The following is a 22,540-nucleotide window of genomic DNA, read 5'->3' as shown; positions in this document are numbered from 1 at the left end:
GCCGAACGGCGCTGCCCAATGAGGCGGCGCCGTTCGGCTTTAGGAAGTGACGCTTGATCTGTCCTGAGTCTGGATCTGTCCTGAGTCTAGATTTGACCTGAGTCTAGATTTGTCCGACGGGGAGCTTCTTTTCTGCCTGGAAGACTTCCTCCACGCGACCCTGCGCCCAATACCCGGAGAGCGATACCTGCGAACGCTCCAAGCGGCGCTGCACGAAGAAGATCTCGCGGAGACCCTTCATGTAGCCCCGCTCGCCGTGAGCGAAGACATCCACTCGTCCCGGCAGCCATTCGGTGTTTCTTAGTGCTTCAAGGAGCAGGTGGCTGGATCCCGCCTGAATCCCTTTGCGCAGCAGCCAGTGCAACTCCACACCTGCGGGTGCGGAAATCGGAAGAATGTCCGCCTCGTTGTCCACTTCAAGGAACACGGTGCCGCGGGCATCCGGAGCAAGGGCCTCAACACAGGCCGCAATGGCCGGTATGGCGGCGTCGTCGCCGGCGAACAGGTACCAGTCGGCGCCAGGTGCGGGGTTGTAGGCACCGCCCGGACCTGTGAACGTCAGTGAATCGCCGGGCTTGGCCGCTGCAGCCCAGGGGCCAGCCAGTCCTTCGTCGCCGTGGACCACAAAGTCGATGGCCAGTTCCTGAGCTTCCAAGTCCACCCAGCGGATGGTGTACGTACGAGTGTGGGGCCACTGCTCGCGGGGCATGGTGTCGCGGATGGCCCACAAGTCCAGCGGGAGTTCGTACTCCACGCCGGGTTGGGGGAAGACGATCTTGACGTATCGGTCCACGTATTCGTTGTTCGCGTAGTCGCTGAATCCTGGTCCGCCTGCAACGATCCGAACCATGTGCGGTGACAGGCGTTCGTTGCGCAGGACGGTCAGGGTCACCTGCGGGCGAGTCTTGCGTGAAGCGGATGAAGTGACGGGGAGTGCAGTCATGTAGGCAAGCCTAAGCTAATGACCTGCGCACCGGCTGGGTATGAGTCGAAGGTTACAGCTGCCGGAGGTTGCAGCCGTGAGTCTACAGAACCGGAAGTTCCCAGTTGATGGGGTCCGCGCCCAAACCCACCAGGAGATCGTTGGTCCGGCTAAAGGGCTTTGAGCCGAAGAAGCCTCTCGAGGCCGACAGTGGACTCGGATGGACGGACACGATGGACGGCGCCCCGCCCAGCAGCGGCACCACGCCCTCGGCGTCCTTGCCCCACAGGATCGCCACCAGCGGACTTTGCCGCCCATCGCCGTCTGTACGGTTTACGACGGCGGTGACCGCCGCCGTCGTAATGGCCTCCCAACCTTTGCCGCGGTGGGAACCGGCGTTCCCGGCTTCGACGCTGAGGACTCGGTTCAGGAGCAGGACGCCTTGCTCGGTCCAGGCGCCGAGATCGCCGTGGACGCGCGGTGGAAGTCCGAGGTCGTCGTGGAGTTCGCGGTAGATGTTGACCAGGCTTCGGGGGATGGGCCGTGTTTGCCGCGACACTGCGAAGGAAAGTCCAACGGCGTGGCCGGGAGTCGGGTAGGGATCCTGGCCGAGAATCAAGACTTTGACATCGGCCAGCGGTTGCTCGAAAGCCCGCAGCAGGTTTTTGGCCGCAGGAAGAACCTGTGCGCCGTTTGAGGATTGGCCGGCCACGTACTTCAGGGTCTCCCGGAGTTGGCCTTCCACAGGGCGCAAGGCGTCGGCCCAGTCGGGAGCCATCAGGTCTTCGAGCGGCGCCTCACAGAACGCGGCGAAGCCCGGGTCGGCCGAGTCGGCAGGTTCAAGATCAAAGAGTGCATCCTCGCCAGTCATCACGCTATTGTCTCCCGCGCGGCACCCGCACTGCGAATGACAGCCTTGTTATTCGCCCGTAGCATGGGGGTAGGACATTTTCCCCCCAATAAGCGTCGAAGGAGTGTGCCGTGGCAGAACCAGCACCGGAACCGATGGCGTCGCAGGCCACAGGTTTCGCGCTCGAGGACCTCGCAGCCGAGACCCGCAGCGACTCTCCGTTGAGCGAACGGGATCAGCAGATGCTGGCACTGGAGCGGCAGTGGTGGAAGTACGCCGGGGCCAAAGAACAGGCTATCCGCGAGCTGTTCGACCTCTCCGCCACCCACTATTATCAGATCCTGAACGCGCTGATCGATACCGAGGACGCGTTGGCCCACGATCCCATGCTCGTCAAGAGACTGCGTAGACTACGTACGTCCCGCCAGCGTGCGAGGACTGCACGTCGCTTGGGGTCCGACGCGTAAATCGCCAGGCTGATCAGTCAGCAGCAACCAGCAAGGACACCGCTTCACCATGACCAAATATGCCAAGGACGAATTCGACCGGGTTCCGCAGAACACGTCCCGTCAAGGCGTTCACCGCGACGCCCAAGAGACCGCACGCCCCACCCTGTGGCCGGTCCTGACCGTTGGGGCAGTGGCCTTGGTGCTCGGACTGGTGGCCTTCCTGATCCTCCCCAACCTTGGGCTGGTATCACCGGGCGCAGCATCAAACGCCACGACGCCGGCACCCCAGCAGACTTCAACAGCACCGTCAGCTGCACCCACTGAAGCGAGCAGCGCGCCGTCCGCCTCCGGCGATCCCGGCAGTCAAGCCAGCACCGAACCGGCGCCGTCGGATTCTCCTTCTGCGACTCCCTCCTCGGCTCCTGTGGACAAGACCACTCCGGTAGCTGTGTACAACGGCGCTGGAACAGCCGGCTTGGCCGGGCGTGTGGCCGGCCTCGTTCAGGGTGATGGTTGGGCGTTGAGCACGGTGGGGAACTGGGGTGGACTGCCGCAGCAGACGTCCGTGATCTTCTACAACGCCCCGGAGCAAAAGGCGAACGCTGAGGCCCTGGGAACCTTGCTGGGCATTCAAACCATTGTGGAAACGCCTGAGGTTCAACAACCCCTGGTGGTTGTGGCCGGCCCCGGTTTCCAATAAGAATCACGCCCGGCTGGAAGCGATAAGGCCCAACTCGGTTAAGCCTCAATAACAAAAGCGGTGCCTTCGCTCTTTGGGGCAGCGCGGTGATGGTGACAGTGGTTACAGTGGATTGATTCCGGTACGGAGATCCCGGCAACCGGTCTTGGCTACTGCGAAAGTGTGGGCATTATGGCTTTGGGAACCGTCAAATGGTTCAACGCCGAAAAAGGCTACGGATTCATCACTGTGGATGAATCCGGCGACGACGTCTTTGTGCATTGGTCGGCCATTCAGATGGATGGCTTCCGCGCCCTCGAAGAAGGTCAGCGTGTTGAGTTCGAACTTGGGGAGGGCCAGAAGGGTCCGCAGGCCGAAGGCGTCCGCGTCGCGTAGGTCAGCCCACGGCTGAAAGCCCTCCCATTTATAGCGGGAAGTGGCATCCCTGCTTGCACTCTCACCGGTCGAGTGCTAATTATTGAGTTAGCACTCCTACGGTTCGACTGCTAAGTCCGGCCCGGCTCATCCCGGCGGCGGGCAGGCGTCGAATCTGCGGAGGATCAAGAAACACCTTGGTGGGGTGAGGTCCGGAGCGCGTGGCATACAGAGGCCGCAAGCAATGGACCGTCCGTCGCGGGCACCCCATCTGACAGGTACCTTCTTAACGACTGTCCCGAAAGGACTACCGCCGTTATGGCCAAGATCATTGCATTTGATGAAGAGGCACGCCGCGGCCTCGAGCGGGGCCTGAACATCCTCGCAGACGCCGTCAAGGTCACCCTCGGCCCGCGTGGACGCAACGTCGTCCTCGAAAAGAAGTGGGGCGCCCCCACGATCACCAACGATGGCGTTTCCATCGCCAAGGAGATCGAACTGGACGACCCCTACGAGAAGATCGGTGCAGAACTGGTCAAGGAAGTTGCCAAGAAGACGGATGACGTCGCTGGCGACGGTACTACCACTGCAACCGTCCTCGCCCAGGCACTGGTGAAGGAAGGCCTGCGCAACGTTGCCGCCGGCGCCGACCCGCTGTCCCTCAAGCGCGGTATCGAGAAGGCTGTTGAGGCAGTCATCAGCGAACTGCTCGCCTCCGCCAAGGAAATCGAGACCAAGGAAGAGATCGCAGCTACCGCTTCCATCTCCGCCGGCGACCCGGAAATCGGCAGCCTCATCGCCGAAGCCCTGGACAAGGTGGGCAAGGAAGGCGTCATCACGGTCGAGGAATCCAACACCTTCGGCCTGGAGCTCGAACTCACCGAAGGCATGCGCTTCGACAAGGGTTACATCTCCGCTTACTTCGTCACCGACGCAGAGCGCCAGGAAACGGTCCTCGAAGACCCGTACATCCTCATCGTCAACTCCAAGATCTCCAACGTGAAGGAACTCGTCACGGTTCTGGAGAAGGTCATGCAGTCCAACAAGCCGCTGCTGATCATCGCCGAAGACATCGAGGGCGAGGCCTTGGCCACCCTGATCGTCAACAAGATCCGTGGCACCTTCAAGTCCGTTGCCGTCAAGGCTCCGGGCTTCGGTGACCGCCGCAAGGCACAGCTGGCCGATATCGCCATCCTCACCGGTGGCCAGGTCATCTCCGAAGAAGTTGGCCTCAAGCTCGAAAACGCTGGCCTGGAACTCCTCGGCACCGCCCGCAAGGTTGTTGTCACCAAGGACGAGACCACCATCGTTGAAGGTGCCGGCGACGCCGATCAGATCGCAGGCCGCGTGGCCCAGATCCGCGCCGAGATCGAGAACTCCGACTCCGACTACGACCGCGAGAAGCTGCAGGAACGCCTGGCCAAGCTGGCCGGCGGCGTTGCAGTCATCAAGGCCGGTGCCGCAACCGAAGTTGAGCTCAAGGAACGCAAGCACCGCATTGAGGACGCAGTCCGCAACGCAAAGGCTGCTGTTGAAGAAGGCATCGTTGCCGGTGGTGGCGTAGCCCTCATCCAGGCTGGTGCCAAGGCATTCGCCAACCTCACCCTCCAGGGTGACGAGGCAACCGGTGCCAACATCGTCAAGGTTGCCATCGATGCACCGCTGAAGCAGATCGCCTTCAACGCTGGCCTTGAGCCGGGCGTTGTGGTGGACAAGGTTCGCGGACTGCCTTCCGGCCACGGCCTGAACGCTGCTACGGGCGAGTACGAAGACCTTCTGGCTGCCGGCGTCAACGACCCCGTAAAGGTCACCCGCTCGGCTCTCCAGAACGCTGCTTCCATCGCTGGTCTCTTCCTGACCACCGAGGCCGTAGTTGCTGACAAGCCTGAGAAGAACGCTCCGGCTCCCGGCGGCGACGACATGGGCGGAATGGGCGGCTTCTAAGTCTCCCTGCTGTAGCGATACAGCACCCGGCATCACGCTGGATAGCATTACGACGGCGGTCCTCACCATTTGGTGGGGGCCGCCGTTTTGCGGTCCCAGCCCAACTAGGTCGCATAAGTGCGCGTTTAGAGGGCTCAGAACGCGCACTGATGCGACCTAGTTGGGTGCTAGCACGGTTTCAGTGTCGGTGGGGTCTGGCAGGATTAACCCCATGACGATTATTGCTGCCGCCGATGGGTCTGCCCTCGGTAATCCTGGGCCGGCCGGTTGGGCCTGGTATGTTGATGACTCCTGTTGGCGAGCAGGGGGTTGGCCGCACGGTACCAACAATCAGGGCGAACTAATGGCCGTCCTGGACCTGTTCCGGTCCACGGCCCACGTGCCGCAGGAAGAACTGCTGATCCTTTGCGACAGCCAATACGTCATTAACTGCGTCACCAAGTGGATGCCGGGATGGAAGCGGAAGGGTTGGCGCAAGGCCGACGGCAAGCCCGTGCTGAATGTGGACCTTCTCAAGGACATTGACCAAGTGATCGTTGGCCGTAAATACTCCTTCGAATGGGTCAAGGGCCATGCTGGTCACCCGCTCAATGAAGCAGCAGACGAGCGCGCCCGCGCTGTTGCTACCGCCTACCAGCAGGGCGTTGCGCACCGAGCAGGCCCTGGGTTCCCTGGAGCCCACGACGGCGGTCCGAGCCAAGACCGGGAAGGCTCGCAGCAGCAGGCTGAGCCGCAGCGGCAGGCTGAGTCACGTATGCAAGACAGTGCTCCTCTGCCCGTCTCTTCAAGCACCGGTGCCGGCGCCTCCGCTGTGGGCGCTGCTTCCACGGCCACGAAGGCAGACCGTAGCCTTCGACCGCATTTTGAGCCGACGCTCTTTGGCGAATCCGGCATCTTTGGCCAGGCCGATCTCTTCAGTGAGCTGGAGGATGACGCCTCGTCCCAGCAGTTGTCGGCGGAGGACACCGTCTTGGCGCTGGAGCGGGAACTGCTTCGGCCCGATGTGAGGGCGGACATTGGCAGGATTGCTGTGCTGCTCCACCCGGACTTCGCGGAGATCGGGAGTTCGGGCAGGTTCTGGACGCGGGACGCCATGATGGTGGCTTTGGAAGAGGACCCGGGAGAACCGACTGAACTGGAACTGCTCAGCGCAGACCGGCTCAGCGACAACACCATGCTGTTGAATTACCGAAGCTTCGCAACCACGGGCTCAGCACTTCGCAGTTCCGTCTGGATGCTGGACCGCGGCCAATGGCGACTTCGTTTCCACCAGGGGACTATTGAAAGCTAGGCCGGATGAAAGCTAGGCCGGAGAACTGACGCTGAACAGAAGTTACTCCTGACCTGCGAGGCGGCTGCACAGGGGGAAGACAGCCCGCCCCGCAGGAGTTCATGGGAGCGTAAGTAACTCGACAGTGTGAGCTAATAGGTGAAGCGCTGCGTGTTTCCCTGCTCCACTTCCAGGTAACTTGTGGCCGCTGTTGACAGAGCCAGATTGATGGAGGCCAAGGACGCCTCCACCTTGCTTTGGGTCAGGGACCACTCCATGACAAGCGCTTGGAAGTTGGTGGCTGCTGTTCCCCGCCAGGTCGCCTCGAGTTCCTCAAGGCCGCGCCGCATGGTGTGGACATCGGAACTGATGCGATCCACAGTTCCTTTGACGTTGGCTGACTTGAGTTGGAGAAGTTCGGTATCGACTGAGATAACGCTCATGGGTGATGCCTTTCGACGACGATGTTCCGCGTGGTGCGGGGATGCTTGGCTACAACATTGAGCCTAGGCAGCCGCCCGCAGCCGCAGAACAGGCATACGTCGCTATGTGGACAACAGCTCAGCTGATTCCTGGTGGAAGGGGAGGCTGACTACCAAAGTGGCGCCGCCGCCGTCGGTCTCTGCAACCTGGACCGTACCGCCGTGCGAGCCAACAATCGCCGCAACAATTGCAAGGCCGAGACCACTGCCGCCTGTTTCCCGGGTCCGTGAGGTGTCAGCACGGTAGAAGCGCTCGAAGATCTTATTCGTTTCGGTCTCCGGAATGCCTGGCCCGTGATCGCGGATCTCGATGACTGAAACGGAACCCGACGGAGTGTTTCGAACACCGACAGCGAGTTCTATGGGGCTGCCTTCGGGGGTGTACCGCAGTGCATTTCCCACCAGGTTCCCAATGACCTGCCGGAGTTTGGCTTCGTCACCTTGAACGGGCGCGGCAGTGGGGGAGGCATCGTCGAGCCCGGTGAGCCTGATGGTTCGGTCTCCGGAGGAGGCCTTGGTGTCCACTACGGCATCGTGGGCAAGGAGCTGGAGATCCACTGGCTTGAGTTGAAGGGGCCGCTGCTCATCAAGCCGGGCAAGCATCAACAGGTCTTCCACCATGGACCCCATACGCTTGGCTTCGCTTTCAATCCTGCCCATTGCCATGGCTACGTCTTCTTTGGTGGCCAATGCTCCGTGACGATAAAGCTCGGAGAAGCCACGGATGGTCACCAAAGGGGTGCGCAGCTCGTGGGAGGCGTCCGCTGCGAAGCGACGCATGCGCCCCTCGGAAGCAGCGCGGGCAGCAAAGGAAGCTTCAATATGGGCAAGCATGGCATTGAGGGAACCGCCCAGCCGGCCAACCTCAGTGTGCGGGTTATCCACCTCCACGCGGCGGGACAGATCACCGGCCGCGATGGCTGCAGCCGTCTTCTCCACCTTGGCAAGCGGACGGAAGGACCGCGCCACGGTCCACGTGGCGATGAAGAACGCCAGGACCAACGTCAACAGGCCCACGCCTACAACCACCAGAACGGCGTGCTCCATCACTTTGTCCACCGGGGTGAGAGGCAGCCCGATGATCACTACGCCGTTTTGGCCGTTGGCGGTGACCCCGATGGCCACCACGCGCCAGTTGGTTCCGGCCGTGCCTTTGACTTGGAAGGGGGAGTTGCCGCGAAGCTTGGCTTCAGCTGCGGTGATATTGGCGATCGCCGGACGATCACTCTGACTGCCGCCGAAAGGATAAGGCTCCAGACCTGGAACGTACAGCGTTAGCGAGTAGTCCGTGGGCACGGCAGTGTCGGTAGGCGTTGAGGGGTTGGGCTGGGCCAGCTTGTCGAAAGACTGCTGGTCCTGGGCCAGGGCGACGGCGGCTTTGAGTTTGTCGTCCACTTGGCCTTGCAGGTAACTCTTGACGAGCGTCAACGTTCCCGCGCCCGTGGCCGCCAGGGCGAGCAGCAGCAGGCCCATGATGATGGCGACGAGCTGGGACCTCAGGGACGCCGACTTCCAGCGAAGCAGCAAGGGTCAGCGCTTCTCTGCCGTCCGCAGCACGTAACCCACGCCGCGCTTGGTCTGAATGAGGGCTGCGGCATCGGGATCGATGTCCACCTTGCGGCGCAGGTAGGAGATGTAGGACTCCACGATCGAAGCATCGCCGTTGAAGTCGTACTCCCACACGTGGTCCAGGATCTGGGCCTTGGATAGGACGCGGTTGGGATTGAGCATGAGGTAGCGCAGGAGCTTGAATTCGGTGGGGGAGAGCTCGATCACGGTGCCCCCGCGACGGACCTCGTGGGCGTCGTCGTCGAGTTCAAGATCGTCCACGCGGATCACGGCGTCGTCGTCTTCCAGCGGCTGGGTGCGGCGAAGGACCGCGCGGATGCGCGCCACCACTTCGTCCAAGCTGAAGGGTTTGGTGACGTAGTCGTCGCCACCGACGGTGAGGCCGGTGACTTTGTCCTCGGTGTCATCCTTCGCTGTGAGGAACAGCACCGGGAAGTGCTTGCCTGCAGCGCGGAGTCGACGGGTGACCGTGAAACCGTCCATGTCCGGCAGCATGACGTCCAGAACTGCCAGGTCTGGTGAGTGGAGGTCGGCCGCGGCGAGGGCTTCGCGACCATTGGCGGCCGCAACAACCTCGAAGCCTGCAAAACGCAGCGACGTGGACAGCAGCTCGCGGATGTTGGGTTCGTCGTCGACTACGAGAAGCTTGGCTTCAGGACCGTTCTTTTTCATGACACCCATGATGCTCCCAGAAACTGGGAGTTTTCTGGACGCCGCATGGGAGCCGCCTGCGTGGCTAAGGGCGGCAGGTCAGGCCCCCAGCACCAACCCCGCTCCCAGCGCCACCATGGTTACGGCGATCCCGCCATCCAGGAATCGCCAGGACAGTGGCCGGGCAAAGAAGCCGCGGAGGTAGCGTGCTCCAAATCCCAATGAGCTGAACCATAGGATGCTGCCCAGCATGGCGCCAGCCCCGAACCACCACTGCAGCTGGTCGCCCTGGGCGCTGGCTATCGAGCCCAGAAGTGCTATGTCCAGATAGACGTGCGGGTTGAGCCAGGTTAGCGCCAGGACGGTGGTGACGGCGGCAGCGAGACCCCGCTTCGCGCCGGCGTCGTTGACGCGCCCTTCACTTGCTGTCAACGACTGCGGACGGAGGGCGCGCCGGGCGGCCACAATGCCGTACGTCACCAGGAAGGCGGCGCCCACATAGCGAAGAACCACGACGGCGGCAGGGGCTGCCGTAACAAGCGCACCCGTGCCTAATACACCGGCTGCGATCAAGACGGCGTCGGACAAGGCGCATACTGCCACGATCGGCACAATGTGCTCACCGCGAATTCCTTGCCTGAGTACGAAGGCGTTCTGTGCTCCGATAGCGACGATGAGGGCGAGCCCCGTGGCCAAGCCGAGGCCCGCGGATTGGAAGAAATCAGTAAAGTTCACCCTTCGAAATTACGGGCGCAACAACCTTTAGGCCAGCTAAAGATTCTCATGCGGCATAAGATATTCTTATGCCGCAATTTCCTTCTGACCAGCTCCTTACGTTCGCCACGGTCCTTTCAGAAGGCACTCTTGATGCTGCCGCCCGGATGCTTCACATCACGCCGTCGGCCGTCTCCCAACGGCTGAAGGCACTCGAACAGTCGGCCGGGAGGGTCTTGCTTCAACGCAGCAACCCTGCCCAGGCCACGGAAGCGGGCGAAGTGGTCCTTCGTCTGGCGAGGCAGGTAGCGCAACTGGAAGCTGATGCCGGACGCGAACTAGGGCTGGATGGGGACAGGGCCCAGTTGGCTGTACCCATTGTGGTCAACGCGGATTCCTTGGCGGTGTGGTTCCTGCAAGCGCTGGCCCACGTGCCTGAGGACCTCAACGTCACCTTCGACCTCCACAGGGATGATGAGCAGCACTCCACATCCTTGCTTCGCTCCGGGAAAGTGATGGCCGCCGTGACGGCAACTCCAGAGCCCGTGCAAGGGTGCCGCGTAGAGAGTCTTGGCGTGATGCGCTACCGCGCGGTTGCAGCCCCGCAGTTCGTGGAACGGTGGTTCCAGAAAGGTGAAAAGGGTTTGGACAAGCACCCGGACAAGCACCCGGACAAGCACCCGCGCAGCCACGTGGACGGAGCCGCACTCAATGCGGCGCCCACTGTGGACTTCGATCGCAAGGACACCTATCAGTGGGCGTTTGTGCAGTCGGCGTTCAAAGCTGAGGGCGGCGCGGTTCCGGACCGGAAAGGACCCCGGCATTACGTCCCGGCTTCCCAGGACTTCGGCGACGCGATCCGTTTGGGCCTTGGTTGGGGCTTGATCCCGGAAGTTCAATGCGGGCCTGACATCGCCGACGGACGGCTCATCGAACTCGCCCCGGACCGACCCTTCGATGTGCCGCTCTACTGGCAACGGTGGAAGACGGCGTCAAGGGTATTGGACGTCCTGAGCGACACGGTCCGTGAGGTGTCCGGCCAGTACCTGGCCAAGCCCTGAATCCACGAAATCCCAACACGCCTGCGGATGCTTCCTATAATGTCAGTGCCCCGTTCCACACTTAAAACATGGCAAACACAGCAGCTCCCGCAAGCATCCACCAGAACCGCACCAGGGACGTCGAGTTCCATGTGACGTATCTGGATACCGATTCGGGCCGTATTAGGCGCGAGGATTTTGACGACCTGGCCGCAGCCGAACGGTTCGCCAGTGCCCAACTCCGCGATGAGGACGGCTGGGCCGTGGTGGATCACGTAAAGATTGAGGTCACCAGCAGAATGGTCGCCTAAGGTTCACCCCTCTCAGGCCGTCCGTTTACTCAGGCCGTCCGTTTACTCAGGCCGGTTGTGTGATTGGCCGCCGTGCACGAACGGCGATGACACGCCTTGGTACTTCAGAAGCATCATCATTCCTTCGGCAGCGTGGTCCAGATTGTGGCAATGATCTATCCAGATCCCAGGGTTGTCAGCATGGAGTAGTAGTTCCCACACTTCGCCCGGCAGCACGTCCACGGTGTCCAGGTTGAGTGGTGACCCGCTGGGGACCACGCCGTTCCTGCTGAGGACCTGCACGTGGTGACCGTGCGGGTGCATCGGATGTGGCTCTGAGGTGCGGTTCACTACCGTCACTTTCACGGTGTCGCCCTCAGCCACTTCAATGGACGGAACCAGCGGATACGCTGCCCCGTTCACGGTGAAGGCGTACCGGGGAATCCCGTCGACAAATCGGAATTGCCGGTCCAGCACCATCACTTCTTCCCGCGTGATGGGACGGACGGGTCCAGAGCCATCACGGCTCCTATCCAGCGGTTCGACCCCATCCAGCGGTTCGACCCCATCCAGCGGTTCGACCCTATCCAGCGATTCAACCCTATCCAGCGGTTTGCCATATTCCAGAAGGTCGAGCACAGGCATGGTGGTGAAGACCCCTGCCGGCGCCTTCTCCCGAGCCAGTTCCTGGGAATCTGCGTCTGCTGAACCTGGCGGAGCAATGACCACGACGCCGCTGGCTGCTGCGTCCGAACGCACGGTGACGGGCGAGGCGGGCATGGTGAAGGCGACGTCCACCCGACCACCGGCGCCAAGGCGTACCAGTTTGCCGGTCACTTCCTGGGGCTGGTTCACTTCGGATCCGTCCACGGCTACGGCCTTGAAGGCCACGCCTTGAATCAGGTACCGCTGCTGCACGGAATCGGTGTTGATCAGACGAATCCGCACACTCGAACCAGGTGTGGCCGTATGCACGGTGGTGCGGTCTGAGGAGCCCAGCAACCCCAGACCGCTGAGGTCGTGCCCCGCCACCACAATGTCCGTATCGGCCCGGGGGGATGTGGGGTGGTGCACGACGAACGTGCCATAGAGGCCCTTGCGGACCCCTTCGGCGGAATCCTGGTGGGTGTGGTACCAGTAGGTGCCGGTTTGGGCGGCGGCGAAGCGATACGTCATGGACCCTCCGGGCATGACGGCGTTCTGGGTAGCCCCTGCCACCCCGTCCATGGCGTTGGGGACGTCGTACCCGTGCCAGTGCAACGTCACCCCCGCAGCCACATCGCGGTTATGGAGCACCACCTCCATCACTTCTCCCAGTTGGGCTTCCAAGGCCGGCCCGGGGAGGCTGCCATACGTCCAGGCCTCCGTGGTCTGTCCGGATGGAAGCGTTACCTGTTCCATTCGCGCCGTCAGTTCGTAGCGCCGGACCACAGCGTCCGCGAAGGCATCGCCCACCAGGCTGGTCACCGGCGTCGGATCCTTCATCGCAACGCCAGCACTGCTGTGATGTCCGACGGCGGCGGTGATGGTGGCGCCGTCCACCGACCGGCTCCCAAGCCAGGCAAAGACCCCCGATCCCAAAGCGGTACAGATCATGAGCCCGGCCACCGCGGCAGCCGCCGTCGGCCGCCGGACAACGGCAGAAGCGCCGCCGCCGTGAGCTGCGCCGGACCGCGGTGGGACCTGTCCTGTCTGAGGAAACAGTGCGAGCTTGGCGGTCAGCACAGATGCCGCCACCATGAACAGCACCACCGCTAGGCTCCAAAGAGAGGGGAATGGCCCCAGGACGAACGTCAGCGCCAGCGATGCCACGGCGGAAGCGGCAGCAGCCACTATGGCCAGGACGGCCCATTCGCGGGATCGTCCAGGATCTGGTGTGACAGGTTTGGAGCCGGTGTTCCGCCTCCTCAGCAAGAACGGAACACCGGCCGCCGCGGCCCAAGCCGCGGGGATGGCGGTCAGAGGCACGTTGATGGTTATGCGTTCGCTGGCAAACCACCAACTGCCCGCCACCAAAGCGGGAAGCAATGCGTACCGTCCCACTGTCACTGCGACGGCTGTACCCAATAGGAGCAATGCAAGGTCAGTCCGGCGGGACTTGTCCTTCAAGGACGCGCTCATCCACGCCGCGCCGATCCAGGCGCCGGCCGACACGAAAGACAGCAGCAGATCTACTGCCAGCAGCTGCGAGGTGTTCACAGCTGCCGGTGCTTAGGCTGTGCTGGGGGACGTGGAAGCATCCGAAGATGCAGCCTTGGGAGGCAAGGGTTGAGGGTTGAGGGCGGCAGCTTGTGCGCGCTTGAACAACCAATAGGACATGAAGATCATCATCACGCCGACGATCGGGTGGATGGAAACCACCCACGAGCCCGAAGGAGTGATGAACTCCGGGGAGGATCCGGTCAACATGCCGCCGACAATAAAGATGATCAGCTGAAGCCATGTCAGCAGGAAAATACCTGCCGCCAGCCAGATGGTGCGGGACCCCGCCTTGGCAATGGCTGCTACGATCGCGGCCAGCAAAGCTGAGTACCGAAGCACATATTGGCCGTTCACGGCATGGTAGACGCCGGCTTCACGCTGGGCTTCGATGGTGTTTTGGAAGTGGAAGTATCCGGCGAAGAACAGCTGTGCGAGTGCTGACAGCAGGACAATCGCGGAGAGGACCAAGAGGGCTTTACGCATTGGGGAATCCTCTGGTAATCAATTCACAGATTCTTCAAGGCCTTCGAACCATCGGCTCCCTGGCTGCGGGATTCCCCCACCGCCGATGGCTGGCCGCCAGGCTGCCTGGACCAGGGGCAACCATTAAGGGCGGAGAGCTTCTCTAGGAATCGTAAAGTTGATGGAAATGAATAGCAAGAGGCGTGGGAAAACATTGTTCCGGCTGGCTTCCTACTGCTCCTGCCCAACGTCCTTGCCCACGTCTTTGGCGTCCATGATTCTGTAGGCGTAGCCCTGCTCAGCCAGGAACCTTTGGCGCTTTGCCGCGAAATCCTGGTCCAGCGTGTCCCGTGCAACCAAGGAGTAGAACCGGGCTGCGCGGCCATCTTGCTTGGGACGCAGGAGGCGTCCCAACCGTTGGGCTTCTTCCTGCCGTGAGCCAAAGGAACCTGAGACCTGGATGGCGACCGACGCCTCAGGCAGGTCGATGGAGAAGTTGGCCACCTTGGACACCACCAACGTGTGAATCTCACCTTTGCGGAAAGCATCAAAAAGCTTCTGCCGTGCCTTGACGCTGGTTTCGCCCTTGATCAGGGGAGCGTCCAACCGCTCGGCGATCTCGTCCAGTTGGTCAATGTATTGGCCGATCACCAGCAACTGTTCACCCTTGTGGACTGCCACGAGCTCTTCAACCAGTGTGGTTTTGGTTTCCGAGGTGGCGCAGAGCCGGTATTTGTCGGCATCGTCGGCCATCGCATAGGCCACCCGTTCGTCGCGGGGGAGGTCTACCCGGACTTCAACACAGTCGGCGGGCGCGATGTAACCCTGCGCCTCGATGTCCTTCCATGGTGCGTCGTAACGTTTGGGACCGATCAGGCTGAAGACCTCGCCTTCGCGCCCATCCTCCCGCACCAGCGTTGCTGTGAGGCCTAGCCGACGCCGGGCCTGGAGGTCGGCGGTCATCCGGAAAATCGGGGCGGGCAGCAGGTGGACTTCGTCATAGATAATGAGTCCCCAGTCGTGCCCGTCCACGAGTTCCAGGTGCGGATAGAGTCCACCGCGCTTGGTGGTGAGGACCTGGTAGGTGGCAATGGTGACCGGCCGGACTTCCTTGATTGCACCGGAGTATTCGCCGATTTCGTCTTCGGTCAGTGATGTCCGCTTGAGCAGTTCGTCCTTCCACTGCCGGGCGGAGACGGTATTGGTGACCAGGATGAGCGTGGTGGTGGAGGATGTAGCCATCGCTGCCGCGCCTACCAACGTCTTTCCCGCCCCGCAGGGAAGCACGACGACGCCGCTGCCGCCGGCCCAGAAGTTCTCCGTGGCCAACTTCTGATAAGGGCGCAGCTGCCAGCCGCTTTCGTCCAGCATGATGAGGTGCGGTTGCCCATCGACGTAGCCGGCCAGGTCCTCCGCGGGCCAGCCCAGTTTGAGGAGCAGCTGCTTCAACTGTCCGCGCTGGGAAGAGTGCACCACCACGGTTTCGCCGTCGATCCTGGGCCCCAGCAGGGGAGCAATCTTTTTTGCACGGATGACTTCCTCCAGCACCGGGTAGTCATCGGTGCGCATCACCAGTCCGTGCTGGGCGTCCTTTTCAAGCCGTAGCCGGCCGTAGCGGGACATGGTCTCTTCGATATCGATCAGCAGGGAGTGCGGGACAGGAAAACGGGAGTACTTCAGAAGGGTATCGAGCACCTGCTCCGCATCCAGCCCTGCAGCCCGGGCGTTCCAGAGACCCAGCGGCGTCAGCCGGTAGCTGTGCATGTGTTCCGGGGCGCGCTCCAACTCGGCGAAGGCGGCGATTGCATGCCGGGCCTCGGTGGCGAGCTCGTGATCGACTTCCAAGAGGATGGTCTTGTCACTTTGTACGATCAGCGGACCGTCGGTCACTGTTGAGTCCTTTTCATGAGCGCAGCTCTCCTGCGGGTTCCACATCGATGATCCGGTGGATGGACAACACCCGTTCGGTGTCCTTGGCGGGATCGAACACCCTCACACGCCCACCTGAGACAGATACAGGAACAACGGTTTCAGTGTTGGCATTCCCCAAGCTGTCCACCACGTTCATGATGACCGCCTGTTTGAGCCGGATAGCCGTTTGCAGGGTCTCCAGGCCGAGCTGGGTGGACGCCTCGCCGGTGGTTTCGGCCGGGACGGCACGGTGTTGGCGCAGCACCGAAAGCTGTGCCTCCACGTCGTCATCCGGCGGCGCCGTTCGGGGCGCAGTGTAGACCGGACGGGCGCTGCCAGGCAGCGCCGTGGTTCGCTTGAAACGCACGACGGCGGTCTCGGCCTCCTGCACTGCAGGCGATAGTCCCAGCTCGCGAAGGACGCGCGCAGTCTCTCGCGGGCTGGCAGAGGAGGTCAGGACAGTGGGTGCGATGCGCACCAAGCTCAAAGCCGACGTCCTTGCTTCGCGGAGAAGATCGGTAATGGCGGTCTCGTCGTCGCTCTGGATGAAGCTGGCACTCGTTCCGATTCGGAGGCGGCCGTGCCGGGAAGCGGTGTCCTGGATAAGGTACTCCAAAGGTTGGGGCACGTCCGTGGCCGAATGCTCGCGGAGGAACGCCAACAGCGATTCCGCATCCTGTCCGGCGTCCAAGGCCCTCCGGATGGAGGTGGCCGAGAACCGATAGATCGACGCCGGACCCTGGCCCTCGGCGTCGGCCATCAGCAGCAGCGTATCGCCCAACTCCGGCGCGAGGTACCCGGGCGCCACTGCTGTGAGATCGGCTTGGAGGAGAATATGGTTCACGGCGGCCGGTAAATGCTCACCAAGGATGGTCAGGGCTTTTTCCGGCTGGGCATCGGCAATGGCCGCACCCAATTGGGTTAACGCCCCTGATCCCATCAGGCCCAGAAGCGTGGCTTCCTCAAGGATGCCTCGGACCAGTGAACTGAACCGGCGGGACATCCGCGGCTGGGACCACTCGGCCCGCTGCAGTACAGCCCTGGCGTCCAAAACAGGCGCTTTGCCATCCGGTGCGGCCGCTTCGGCTGTGAGCTCATTGAGAATTTCAAGGACCCGACGGCGAACAACAGGGGCGTCGGGCCGTTGCGCTTCCGCGGACAAAGCGTTGATGGTGGTACCGGCCGTGCCTTGATGGGCGGCCGACGACGTCGGGCCGGTGAGGGGCTGCCCCACCAGGGAAGGTGCCCTCTCGCTGGCCAGCCAGGCATTGACCAGCCACAACCACTGTTCCTGCCGGGGAAGGTTGAGCCATTCGAGCGATGGCGGCTGGACCCACGTGGAACTGTCCACGTCCAAACGGAGCAATCCCGCCATGGCGCACAACTCCAGGAGGACGGCCGTTTCATGGACACCCAAGCGGATGGATTCGGCCAATCGTCGCAACTCGCGCACACCCACACCGCCGCTTCGCAGCGTCGCCAGGGGTTGTTCCCGCACCGCGAACAACAGCTCAGCAGTCAGCCGCAGGATTTCCGCGATCGCCCCCATGGCCGCATTCCGTCGCAGGGCAGCACTGGTATGGCCGAGTTCCGGAACAGGTGGCGTCAGCGTGAAGTCGTCCACGATCGCACCTCCGCGCAACGCAAGACCCACGCTGTGGGGCAGCTCCACGTGGCCGGCATCCAGGGGGACCAGCAAACCGCGGGCCAACAGCCAGTCGATAGGGCCGACGTCGTGACTTTCGTGGGTGACCGAGGCCCGGCGCTGCGCTTGGGGCACTGCGCCCATGGCCCAGCTGCCGAATTTGTCCAACAAGCCCACAGTCCGCGCCGGCGCCGTCGCAAGGATGGCGCGCAGATTCTCAGGGGTGGATGTCCAGCGTTGCAATGCCAACGCAGCGTCCATGGGAGTGCTGGCGGGGTGGATGCCAGCGCCGCTTTGATGAAGCTCGGCCACCAACTGCACTACCCGCTGGGCAAAGGCCGGTTGTAACCGGACAAGTTCGGTGTAGCTGCGCCCGAGTCCCGCCGGGTAGATGCCAATCACGTCCTTGAGGCTGCCCACCGGAAGATAAAAGCGCTGACGGGACGAGGTTGCTGGTGACCCGGTGGGCGGATCCGCCCTGTGGACCAGTGCCAGTTCCTGCAGCTTTGCGAGGATGGGATCCAGTGCCGAAAGGGTGGAACCGGCAATGACCTTCTTCAGCCCGGCCGCGGAAATACTGTGGCCGGTATCGGCATTGGTACACAGGTGCAGCGTCTCCAGCACCTGCATTTCCGGTTTGTTCAGGCGTTCCAGGGCCCGTTGGACACTGACCCGGGCGCTCGCCCTCGCAGCCAGGGCCGCAAAGTCGGGCGCCATGGGGGAGATCAGGTCCGGCCGCGCGGCAAACAAGGCCCGCAGCGAATCGTCGCTGCGCGCTTCCAATTCCTTGCTGAGCGCGCGAATAAGGGACATCAATCCAACGTTACCGCTACGGGGCCGCTGGTGCCTGTCAGCGGGGGCGCAGGTTATTGCCGGCGCCGCTGGCGAACGGAGTCAACTACCAGGAATATGCCGAGCATGAAGGCCACGGGCAGTCCGTAAAGGGCCGTCCCGGTTACCCACACCGGCGCAACTCCCTCATTAAAAGCCACAGCCATGACCGTGCCCACTGCGGCCAGGGAGAGGACTGCAATGACGGCGGCGATGATCATGAGGGGGCGGCGGTAACCCGGGAAAGTCATGGGCACAACGCTAGCAGTTAGGCCGCAGCGGTGACTTCTGTCCGCACCATTGCTGCCGCTCTTGTCCTGTTCGCGTACTGCCTGTGTCTTGTTCCGGTGCTGCGTGGTCGCGGCAAAGCGGGAATAGGGGGTCCGGCAGGATAACCTTGAAGGAACAGACCAACACGGACCGGGCTGTCACCCTCGATCCCGCAGATCCCTGCGGATGCGGTGATTGGCCCGACGTGTCTCCCAAAGCAAGAACGAAGAAGGTTGATTACGTGCCTACCGGCAAGGTCAAGTGGTATGACAAGGAAAAAGGCTTCGGATTCCTCGCGGCAGAAGACGGGCAGGAAGTATTCCTGCCCAAAACGTCCCTGCCCGCGGGCGTAACTGAGCTCAAAGCCGGAACCCGGGTGGAGTTCGGCGTTGCCGACGGCCGCCGTGGCGCCCAGGCGCTGGGACTGCGCGTCCTGGAGAAAACGCCCTCCATCGCCAAAGCCAAGCGCATGAACGCCAAGGACCTTGCACCCATGGTGCAGGACCTGGTGACGGTACTGGATAACCTCTCCGGCTCCTTGTCTTCAGGCAAGTACCCCGACGGCAACAAGGCAAAGGCCATCAGCCTGGCCCTGCGCAAGGTTGCCGACGAGCTGGAAGCTTAGGAACGCCATGACTTCGGAATCCGCACAGGACACCAAGGCCGGCCCTGAAGCTGCCCAGGCTCCTGGAAACGGGGAAGCCCCCGCGCGGAAGCCTGTCGCGGCCAAACCGCGCACCGGGTTACCCGTGTGGCGCACCGGCAAGCCTGACGCGTTCCTGGCTGCCGCCGTCGATGCTGCTCGTGTTGCAGTTGAAGGCATCGCCAGCCCGGGTGAAGTGGGGGCGCACCTTGGCGCCAAGTCGGAGGGCGACCGTGTGGTGACCCACCTGTTCGAGTCCCGCCTCGCCGGCTACGGCGGCTGGCAGTGGTACGCCGTGCTCACCCGGAACTCCCGCTCCAAGGTGGTAACGGTGAGCGAGCTCGGTTTGCTGCCCTCAGAGGATTCCATCCTGGCCCCGGAGTGGGTGCCGTGGGCCAAGCGCGTCCGTCCCGAGGATGAGACGCCGTTGGTGGAAGAGACTGTTGAGGACGTCACGGAGGAGTCCGTGCAGGCCGCAGAAGACGAGGCTACCGAGGCAGCCGAGGATTCCGACGACGCTGAAGACGACGACGAAACCGGGGCTGAATAGGCATTGCGGAAACCCGGGGTGACCACAGTGAAGGCGGACGCTGATGTCCACCTTTAGGTCACTCGGAATCCTCAACTACCGCATCTGGTTCTTCGGTGCGCTGATCTCCAACATCGGCACCTGGATGCAGCGGACGGCGCAGGACTGGTTGGTCTTTGACCACTTGACCGCGCACGACGCCGGGGCCATGGGCATTACCCTGGCACTCCAACTCGGTCCCCAGCTTTTCCTTGCTCCGTGGGCGGGGCTGCTGGCCGATCGTTACAGCCGGCGGAAGCTCCTGCTCATCACCTTGGTGGCCATGGCCCTCCTCAGTACGGGCCTGGGCGTGTTGGTACTGCTGGGCGTCGCTGAACTCTGGCACGTCTACCTCTTTGCCCTCATGCTTGGAATAGTCACTGCCGTGGACGCCCCCGTCCGCCAGACTTTCGTCTCCGAACTCGTCACCGACGATTACCTGCCCAACGCGGTTGCGCTCAACAGCGCCTCCTTCAACGTGGCGCGGATGATCGGCCCCGCTGTTTCCGGTGTTCTGACGGTGGTGGTGGGCCCCGGCTGGGTGTTCCTCATCAACACGGTGTCTTTCGTTGCCATGCTGTGGGCACTGAAACTTATTCCTGCGTCCTCACTCCGCAGTCAACCCCGGGCAGCCGCGGGCAAGGGGCGGATCAGGGAGGGATTGCAGTATGTCAGGAACAGGCCCGACATCCAGGTGGTCCTGGTGGCGATCTTCATCGTGGGCACGTTCGGGCTCAATTTCCCCCTGTTCATCGCAGCCATGGTGGGCACCCAATTCGGCATGGATGCGGGTGCCTTTGGGGCCTTGAACTCGGTCATGGCCATTGGCTCGGTGACCGGTGCGCTGTTGGCCGCCCGGCGAGGCAGGCCGCGCCTCAGGTTGATCTTCGGGGCCGCCGGCGGGTTCGGACTTGCCAGCGCCCTGGCCGCATTGGCACCCAACGCCGTGCTGTTCGGGCTCGCCCTGATTCCGTGCGGACTCTTCGCCCTGACCCTTATCACCAGCGCCAACGGCTACGTTCAATCCACCACGGAGGCCGTGATGCGCGGGCGGGTCATGTCCCTCTACATGGCCATTTTCATGGGCGGCACCCCCATCGGGGCACCGCTGGTGGGGTTGGTGGCCAACGTCGGTGGCCCACGGTGGGCCGTGGGCGTCGCCGCGGTTGCCGGCGTCAGCACCGCCGTCGTGGGTTTGCTGTGGATCATCCGTGCGAAACAACTGCGGCTCCGTTTTGACCGCCGGGCCCGCGGACTGCGGCACTTCCGGGTGGAGTCGCAGCTTGCCCCTCCGGATACGGACGACGACGGCGCAAGCAGGCAGGGCGGGTAGCGCACCTTAAGTGGCGGCGGCTTAAATGGCAGCGGCGCCGTACGGGAGCTACCCGCACGACGCCGGCCAAAGCCCGTGGTGCTACTTCTTCAGTTCTCCCACCACGTAGTCGATGCTGGCGAGCAGCGCGGAAACGTCGTCCGGCTCGATGGCGACGAAGGTGGCGATGCGGAGCTGGTTGCGGCCGAGCTTACGGTACGGTTCGGTGTCCACCACGCCGTTGGCGCGCAGGACCTTGGCGATGGCCGCGGCGTCAATGGAGTCGTCAAAGTCGATGGTGGCGATGACGTTGGAGCGGTCCTCGGCGTTTGCGACGAAAGGCGTGGCGTACTCGGAGGCCTCAGCCCAGGAGTAGATGCGGTTGGCAGAATCTGCCGTGCGCTTGCTGGCGAAGTCCAGGCCGCCGTTGCTGTTGAGCCACTGCACCTGTGCGTCCAGGGTCACCAGGGTGGAGAGCGACGGGGTGTTGTAGGTCTGGTTCAGCTTGGAGTTATCAATGGCCGTCTGCAGGTCCAGGAAGTCCGGGATCCAGCGGTCGCTGGCCTTGATGCGTGCAGCACGCTCCAGGGCTGCGGGGGAGAAGAGGCCCAGCCAGAGGCCGCCGTCGGAGGCGAAGTTCTTTTGCGGGGCGAAGTAGTAGACGTCCGATTCGGCAACGTCAACGTCCAGCCCGCCGGCCGCCGAGGTGGCATCCACCAGGACGAGGGAGCCTTCATCAGCACCCTGGACGCGTTTGACGGGCGCAGCCACGCCCGTTGACGTTTCATTCTGGGGCCAAGCGTAGACGTCAACGCCGGCTTCGGCCTGTGCCACCGGGCGGGTTCCGGGTTCGGCCTTGATGATGGAAGAAGCATCAAGGAAGGGTGCCTTGTTGGTGGCGGCAGCGAACTTGGAACCGAACTCACCGAAGGACAAGTGCTGTGCCTTCTTCTCCACCAGGCCAAACGCCGCCACATCCCAGAACGCCGTTGAGCCGCCTACGCCGAGGACAACCTCGTAACCTTCCGGAGCGCGGAAGAACTGGCTGAGTCCTTCACGGACCGAACCCACCAGGTTCTTGACCGGAGCCTGGCGGTGGGAGGTACCCAGGATGGTGGACGATGCTGCAGACAACGCCTCGATCTGTTCCGGGCGAACCTTGGACGGTCCAGCGCCGAAGCGTCCGTCCTTGGGCAGAAGGTCGGCGGGAATGGTGATGCTGTTGTCGCTCACGTGGCGCTCCAATGGGTGTCGGCTAGAGATGGGAGGTGGCATGGGGCATCAACTGCCCCTTCGACACCCCAATTCTGCCTGACACGGCCCGGCCTCAGGAACCTGCCACCGTCATAGTCCGCCACGTGGAATGCGGTCCCACCGAATGCGACCGGAATTATCCAGAGTAATTCCAAATAAGCTAGGCTGGGGGTTGGCGTTCAGGGGGCGGCGGTGCACACCGTCCGC

The 22,540-nt window shown here is 62.8% G+C and carries 22 protein-coding genes; 10 read left to right on the top strand and 12 right to left on the bottom strand.

Annotation, left to right across the window (positions count from 1 at the left end; genetic code table 11):
* Window positions 1-103: 103 nt before the first annotated feature.
* Complete coding sequence (locus HAV21_RS10240) at window positions 104-943, bottom strand: siderophore-interacting protein (RefSeq protein WP_142940104.1); 840 nt, start codon at window positions 941-943, stop codon at window positions 104-106.
* A gap of 82 nt (window positions 944-1,025) precedes the next feature.
* A complete protein-coding gene (locus HAV21_RS10235) occupies window positions 1,026-1,793 on the bottom strand; it encodes a uracil-DNA glycosylase (protein WP_208096543.1) in 768 nt (255 codons plus the stop codon).
* Window positions 1,794-1,927: 134 nt separating this feature from the next.
* Here HAV21_RS10235 and HAV21_RS10230 point away from each other — a divergent pair, with 134 nt between their 5' ends.
* The 5 genes from HAV21_RS10230 to HAV21_RS10210 all read left to right on the top strand — a co-directional run bounded on the left by HAV21_RS10230 (window position 1,928) and on the right by HAV21_RS10210 (window position 6,510).
* Complete coding sequence (locus tag HAV21_RS10230) at window positions 1,928-2,239, top strand: DUF3263 domain-containing protein (protein ID WP_178994424.1); 312 nt, start codon at window positions 1,928-1,930, stop codon at window positions 2,237-2,239.
* A 49-nt stretch (window positions 2,240-2,288) separates the two neighbouring features.
* Entirely contained in the window at window positions 2,289-2,921 is a 633-nt protein-coding gene (locus HAV21_RS10225; protein ID WP_166841608.1) for a LytR C-terminal domain-containing protein, read from the top strand.
* Window positions 2,922-3,092: 171 nt separating this feature from the next.
* The gene (locus HAV21_RS10220; protein ID WP_011773737.1) at window positions 3,093-3,296 is read left to right on the top strand and encodes a cold-shock protein; all 204 of its coding nucleotides are present in this window, start codon (window positions 3,093-3,095) and stop codon (window positions 3,294-3,296) included.
* Between the two features lie 297 nt (window positions 3,297-3,593).
* Entirely contained in the window at window positions 3,594-5,219 is a 1,626-nt protein-coding gene (gene groL, locus HAV21_RS10215) for a chaperonin GroEL (RefSeq protein WP_142940101.1), read from the top strand.
* A gap of 211 nt (window positions 5,220-5,430) precedes the next feature.
* Entirely contained in the window at window positions 5,431-6,510 is a 1,080-nt protein-coding gene (locus tag HAV21_RS10210; protein WP_166841607.1) for a ribonuclease HI family protein, read from the top strand.
* A gap of 131 nt (window positions 6,511-6,641) precedes the next feature.
* Here HAV21_RS10210 and HAV21_RS10205 read toward each other — a convergent pair whose 3' ends face one another.
* The 4 genes from HAV21_RS10205 to HAV21_RS10190 form a co-directional block, all read right to left on the bottom strand.
* Window positions 6,642-6,932, bottom strand: a complete 291-nt coding sequence (locus tag HAV21_RS10205; protein ID WP_142940099.1) for a WXG100 family type VII secretion target — start codon at window positions 6,930-6,932, stop codon at window positions 6,642-6,644.
* Window positions 6,933-7,034: 102 nt separating this feature from the next.
* Entirely contained in the window at window positions 7,035-8,498 is a 1,464-nt protein-coding gene (locus HAV21_RS10200) for a HAMP domain-containing sensor histidine kinase (protein WP_166841606.1), read from the bottom strand.
* Between the two features lie 3 nt (window positions 8,499-8,501).
* Entirely contained in the window at window positions 8,502-9,212 is a 711-nt protein-coding gene (locus HAV21_RS10195; RefSeq protein ID WP_024819794.1) for a response regulator transcription factor, read from the bottom strand.
* A gap of 78 nt (window positions 9,213-9,290) precedes the next feature.
* Window positions 9,291-9,926 carry a LysE family transporter gene (locus tag HAV21_RS10190; RefSeq protein ID WP_166841605.1) on the bottom strand — a complete coding sequence of 212 codons (636 nt, stop codon included), beginning with the start codon at window positions 9,924-9,926 and terminating at the stop codon, window positions 9,291-9,293.
* A 68-nt stretch (window positions 9,927-9,994) separates the two neighbouring features.
* Between HAV21_RS10190 and HAV21_RS10185 the strand changes: the two genes are divergently transcribed.
* Window positions 9,995-10,966, top strand: coding sequence for a LysR family transcriptional regulator ArgP (locus tag HAV21_RS10185; protein ID WP_166841604.1), 972 nt, complete (start codon window positions 9,995-9,997; stop codon window positions 10,964-10,966).
* Window positions 10,967-11,034: 68 nt separating this feature from the next.
* The gene (locus tag HAV21_RS10180) at window positions 11,035-11,256 is read left to right on the top strand and encodes a hypothetical protein (protein WP_142940095.1); all 222 of its coding nucleotides are present in this window, start codon (window positions 11,035-11,037) and stop codon (window positions 11,254-11,256) included.
* A 42-nt stretch (window positions 11,257-11,298) separates the two neighbouring features.
* On the opposite strand, the gene HAV21_RS10175 is transcribed toward HAV21_RS10180, so the two are convergent.
* The 5 genes from HAV21_RS10175 to HAV21_RS10155 all read right to left on the bottom strand — a co-directional run bounded on the left by HAV21_RS10175 (window position 11,299) and on the right by HAV21_RS10155 (window position 18,537).
* Entirely contained in the window at window positions 11,299-13,434 is a 2,136-nt protein-coding gene (locus tag HAV21_RS10175; protein ID WP_166841603.1) for a multicopper oxidase family protein, read from the bottom strand.
* Window positions 13,435-13,446: 12 nt separating this feature from the next.
* Window positions 13,447-13,920 (bottom strand): hypothetical protein, encoded by a 474-nt coding sequence (locus tag HAV21_RS10170; protein ID WP_166841602.1) that lies wholly within the window; start codon window positions 13,918-13,920, stop codon window positions 13,447-13,449.
* 210 nt (window positions 13,921-14,130) lie between these two features.
* Window positions 14,131-15,789 carry a DNA repair helicase XPB gene (locus HAV21_RS10165; RefSeq protein WP_166841601.1) on the bottom strand — a complete coding sequence of 553 codons (1,659 nt, stop codon included), beginning with the start codon at window positions 15,787-15,789 and terminating at the stop codon, window positions 14,131-14,133.
* A gap of 13 nt (window positions 15,790-15,802) precedes the next feature.
* Window positions 15,803-18,268 (bottom strand): helicase-associated domain-containing protein, encoded by a 2,466-nt coding sequence (locus HAV21_RS10160; protein ID WP_166841600.1) that lies wholly within the window; start codon window positions 18,266-18,268, stop codon window positions 15,803-15,805.
* Window positions 18,269-18,321: 53 nt separating this feature from the next.
* On the bottom strand, window positions 18,322-18,537 hold the full coding sequence (locus HAV21_RS10155) for a hypothetical protein (protein WP_166841599.1): 216 nt from the start codon (window positions 18,535-18,537) through the stop codon (window positions 18,322-18,324).
* Between the two features lie 260 nt (window positions 18,538-18,797).
* On the opposite strand from HAV21_RS10155, the gene HAV21_RS10150 reads away from it, so the two are divergent.
* From HAV21_RS10150 to HAV21_RS10140, 3 genes are read left to right on the top strand one after another with little or no spacing between them, the layout of a single operon-like run.
* Window positions 18,798-19,181, top strand: coding sequence for a cold shock domain-containing protein (locus tag HAV21_RS10150; RefSeq protein WP_026543217.1), 384 nt, complete (start codon window positions 18,798-18,800; stop codon window positions 19,179-19,181).
* A gap of 7 nt (window positions 19,182-19,188) precedes the next feature.
* Complete coding sequence (locus HAV21_RS10145; RefSeq protein WP_142940089.1) at window positions 19,189-19,749, top strand: DUF3027 domain-containing protein; 561 nt, start codon at window positions 19,189-19,191, stop codon at window positions 19,747-19,749.
* 43 nt (window positions 19,750-19,792) lie between these two features.
* Entirely contained in the window at window positions 19,793-21,100 is a 1,308-nt protein-coding gene (locus tag HAV21_RS10140; RefSeq protein WP_166841598.1) for an MFS transporter, read from the top strand.
* Window positions 21,101-21,181: 81 nt separating this feature from the next.
* Here the strand turns inward: HAV21_RS10140 and serC are convergent, their stop codons facing one another.
* Window positions 21,182-22,312, bottom strand: coding sequence for a phosphoserine transaminase (gene serC, locus HAV21_RS10135; protein ID WP_166841597.1), 1,131 nt, complete (start codon window positions 22,310-22,312; stop codon window positions 21,182-21,184).
* Window positions 22,313-22,540 lie beyond the last annotated feature (228 nt).

Origin of the sequence: Paenarthrobacter sp. MSM-2-10-13 (assembly GCF_011605365.1) — a bacterium.
Lineage (GTDB): Bacteria > Actinomycetota > Actinomycetes > Actinomycetales > Micrococcaceae > Arthrobacter.
This window is presented reverse-complemented; position numbering and strand designations above follow the sequence as displayed.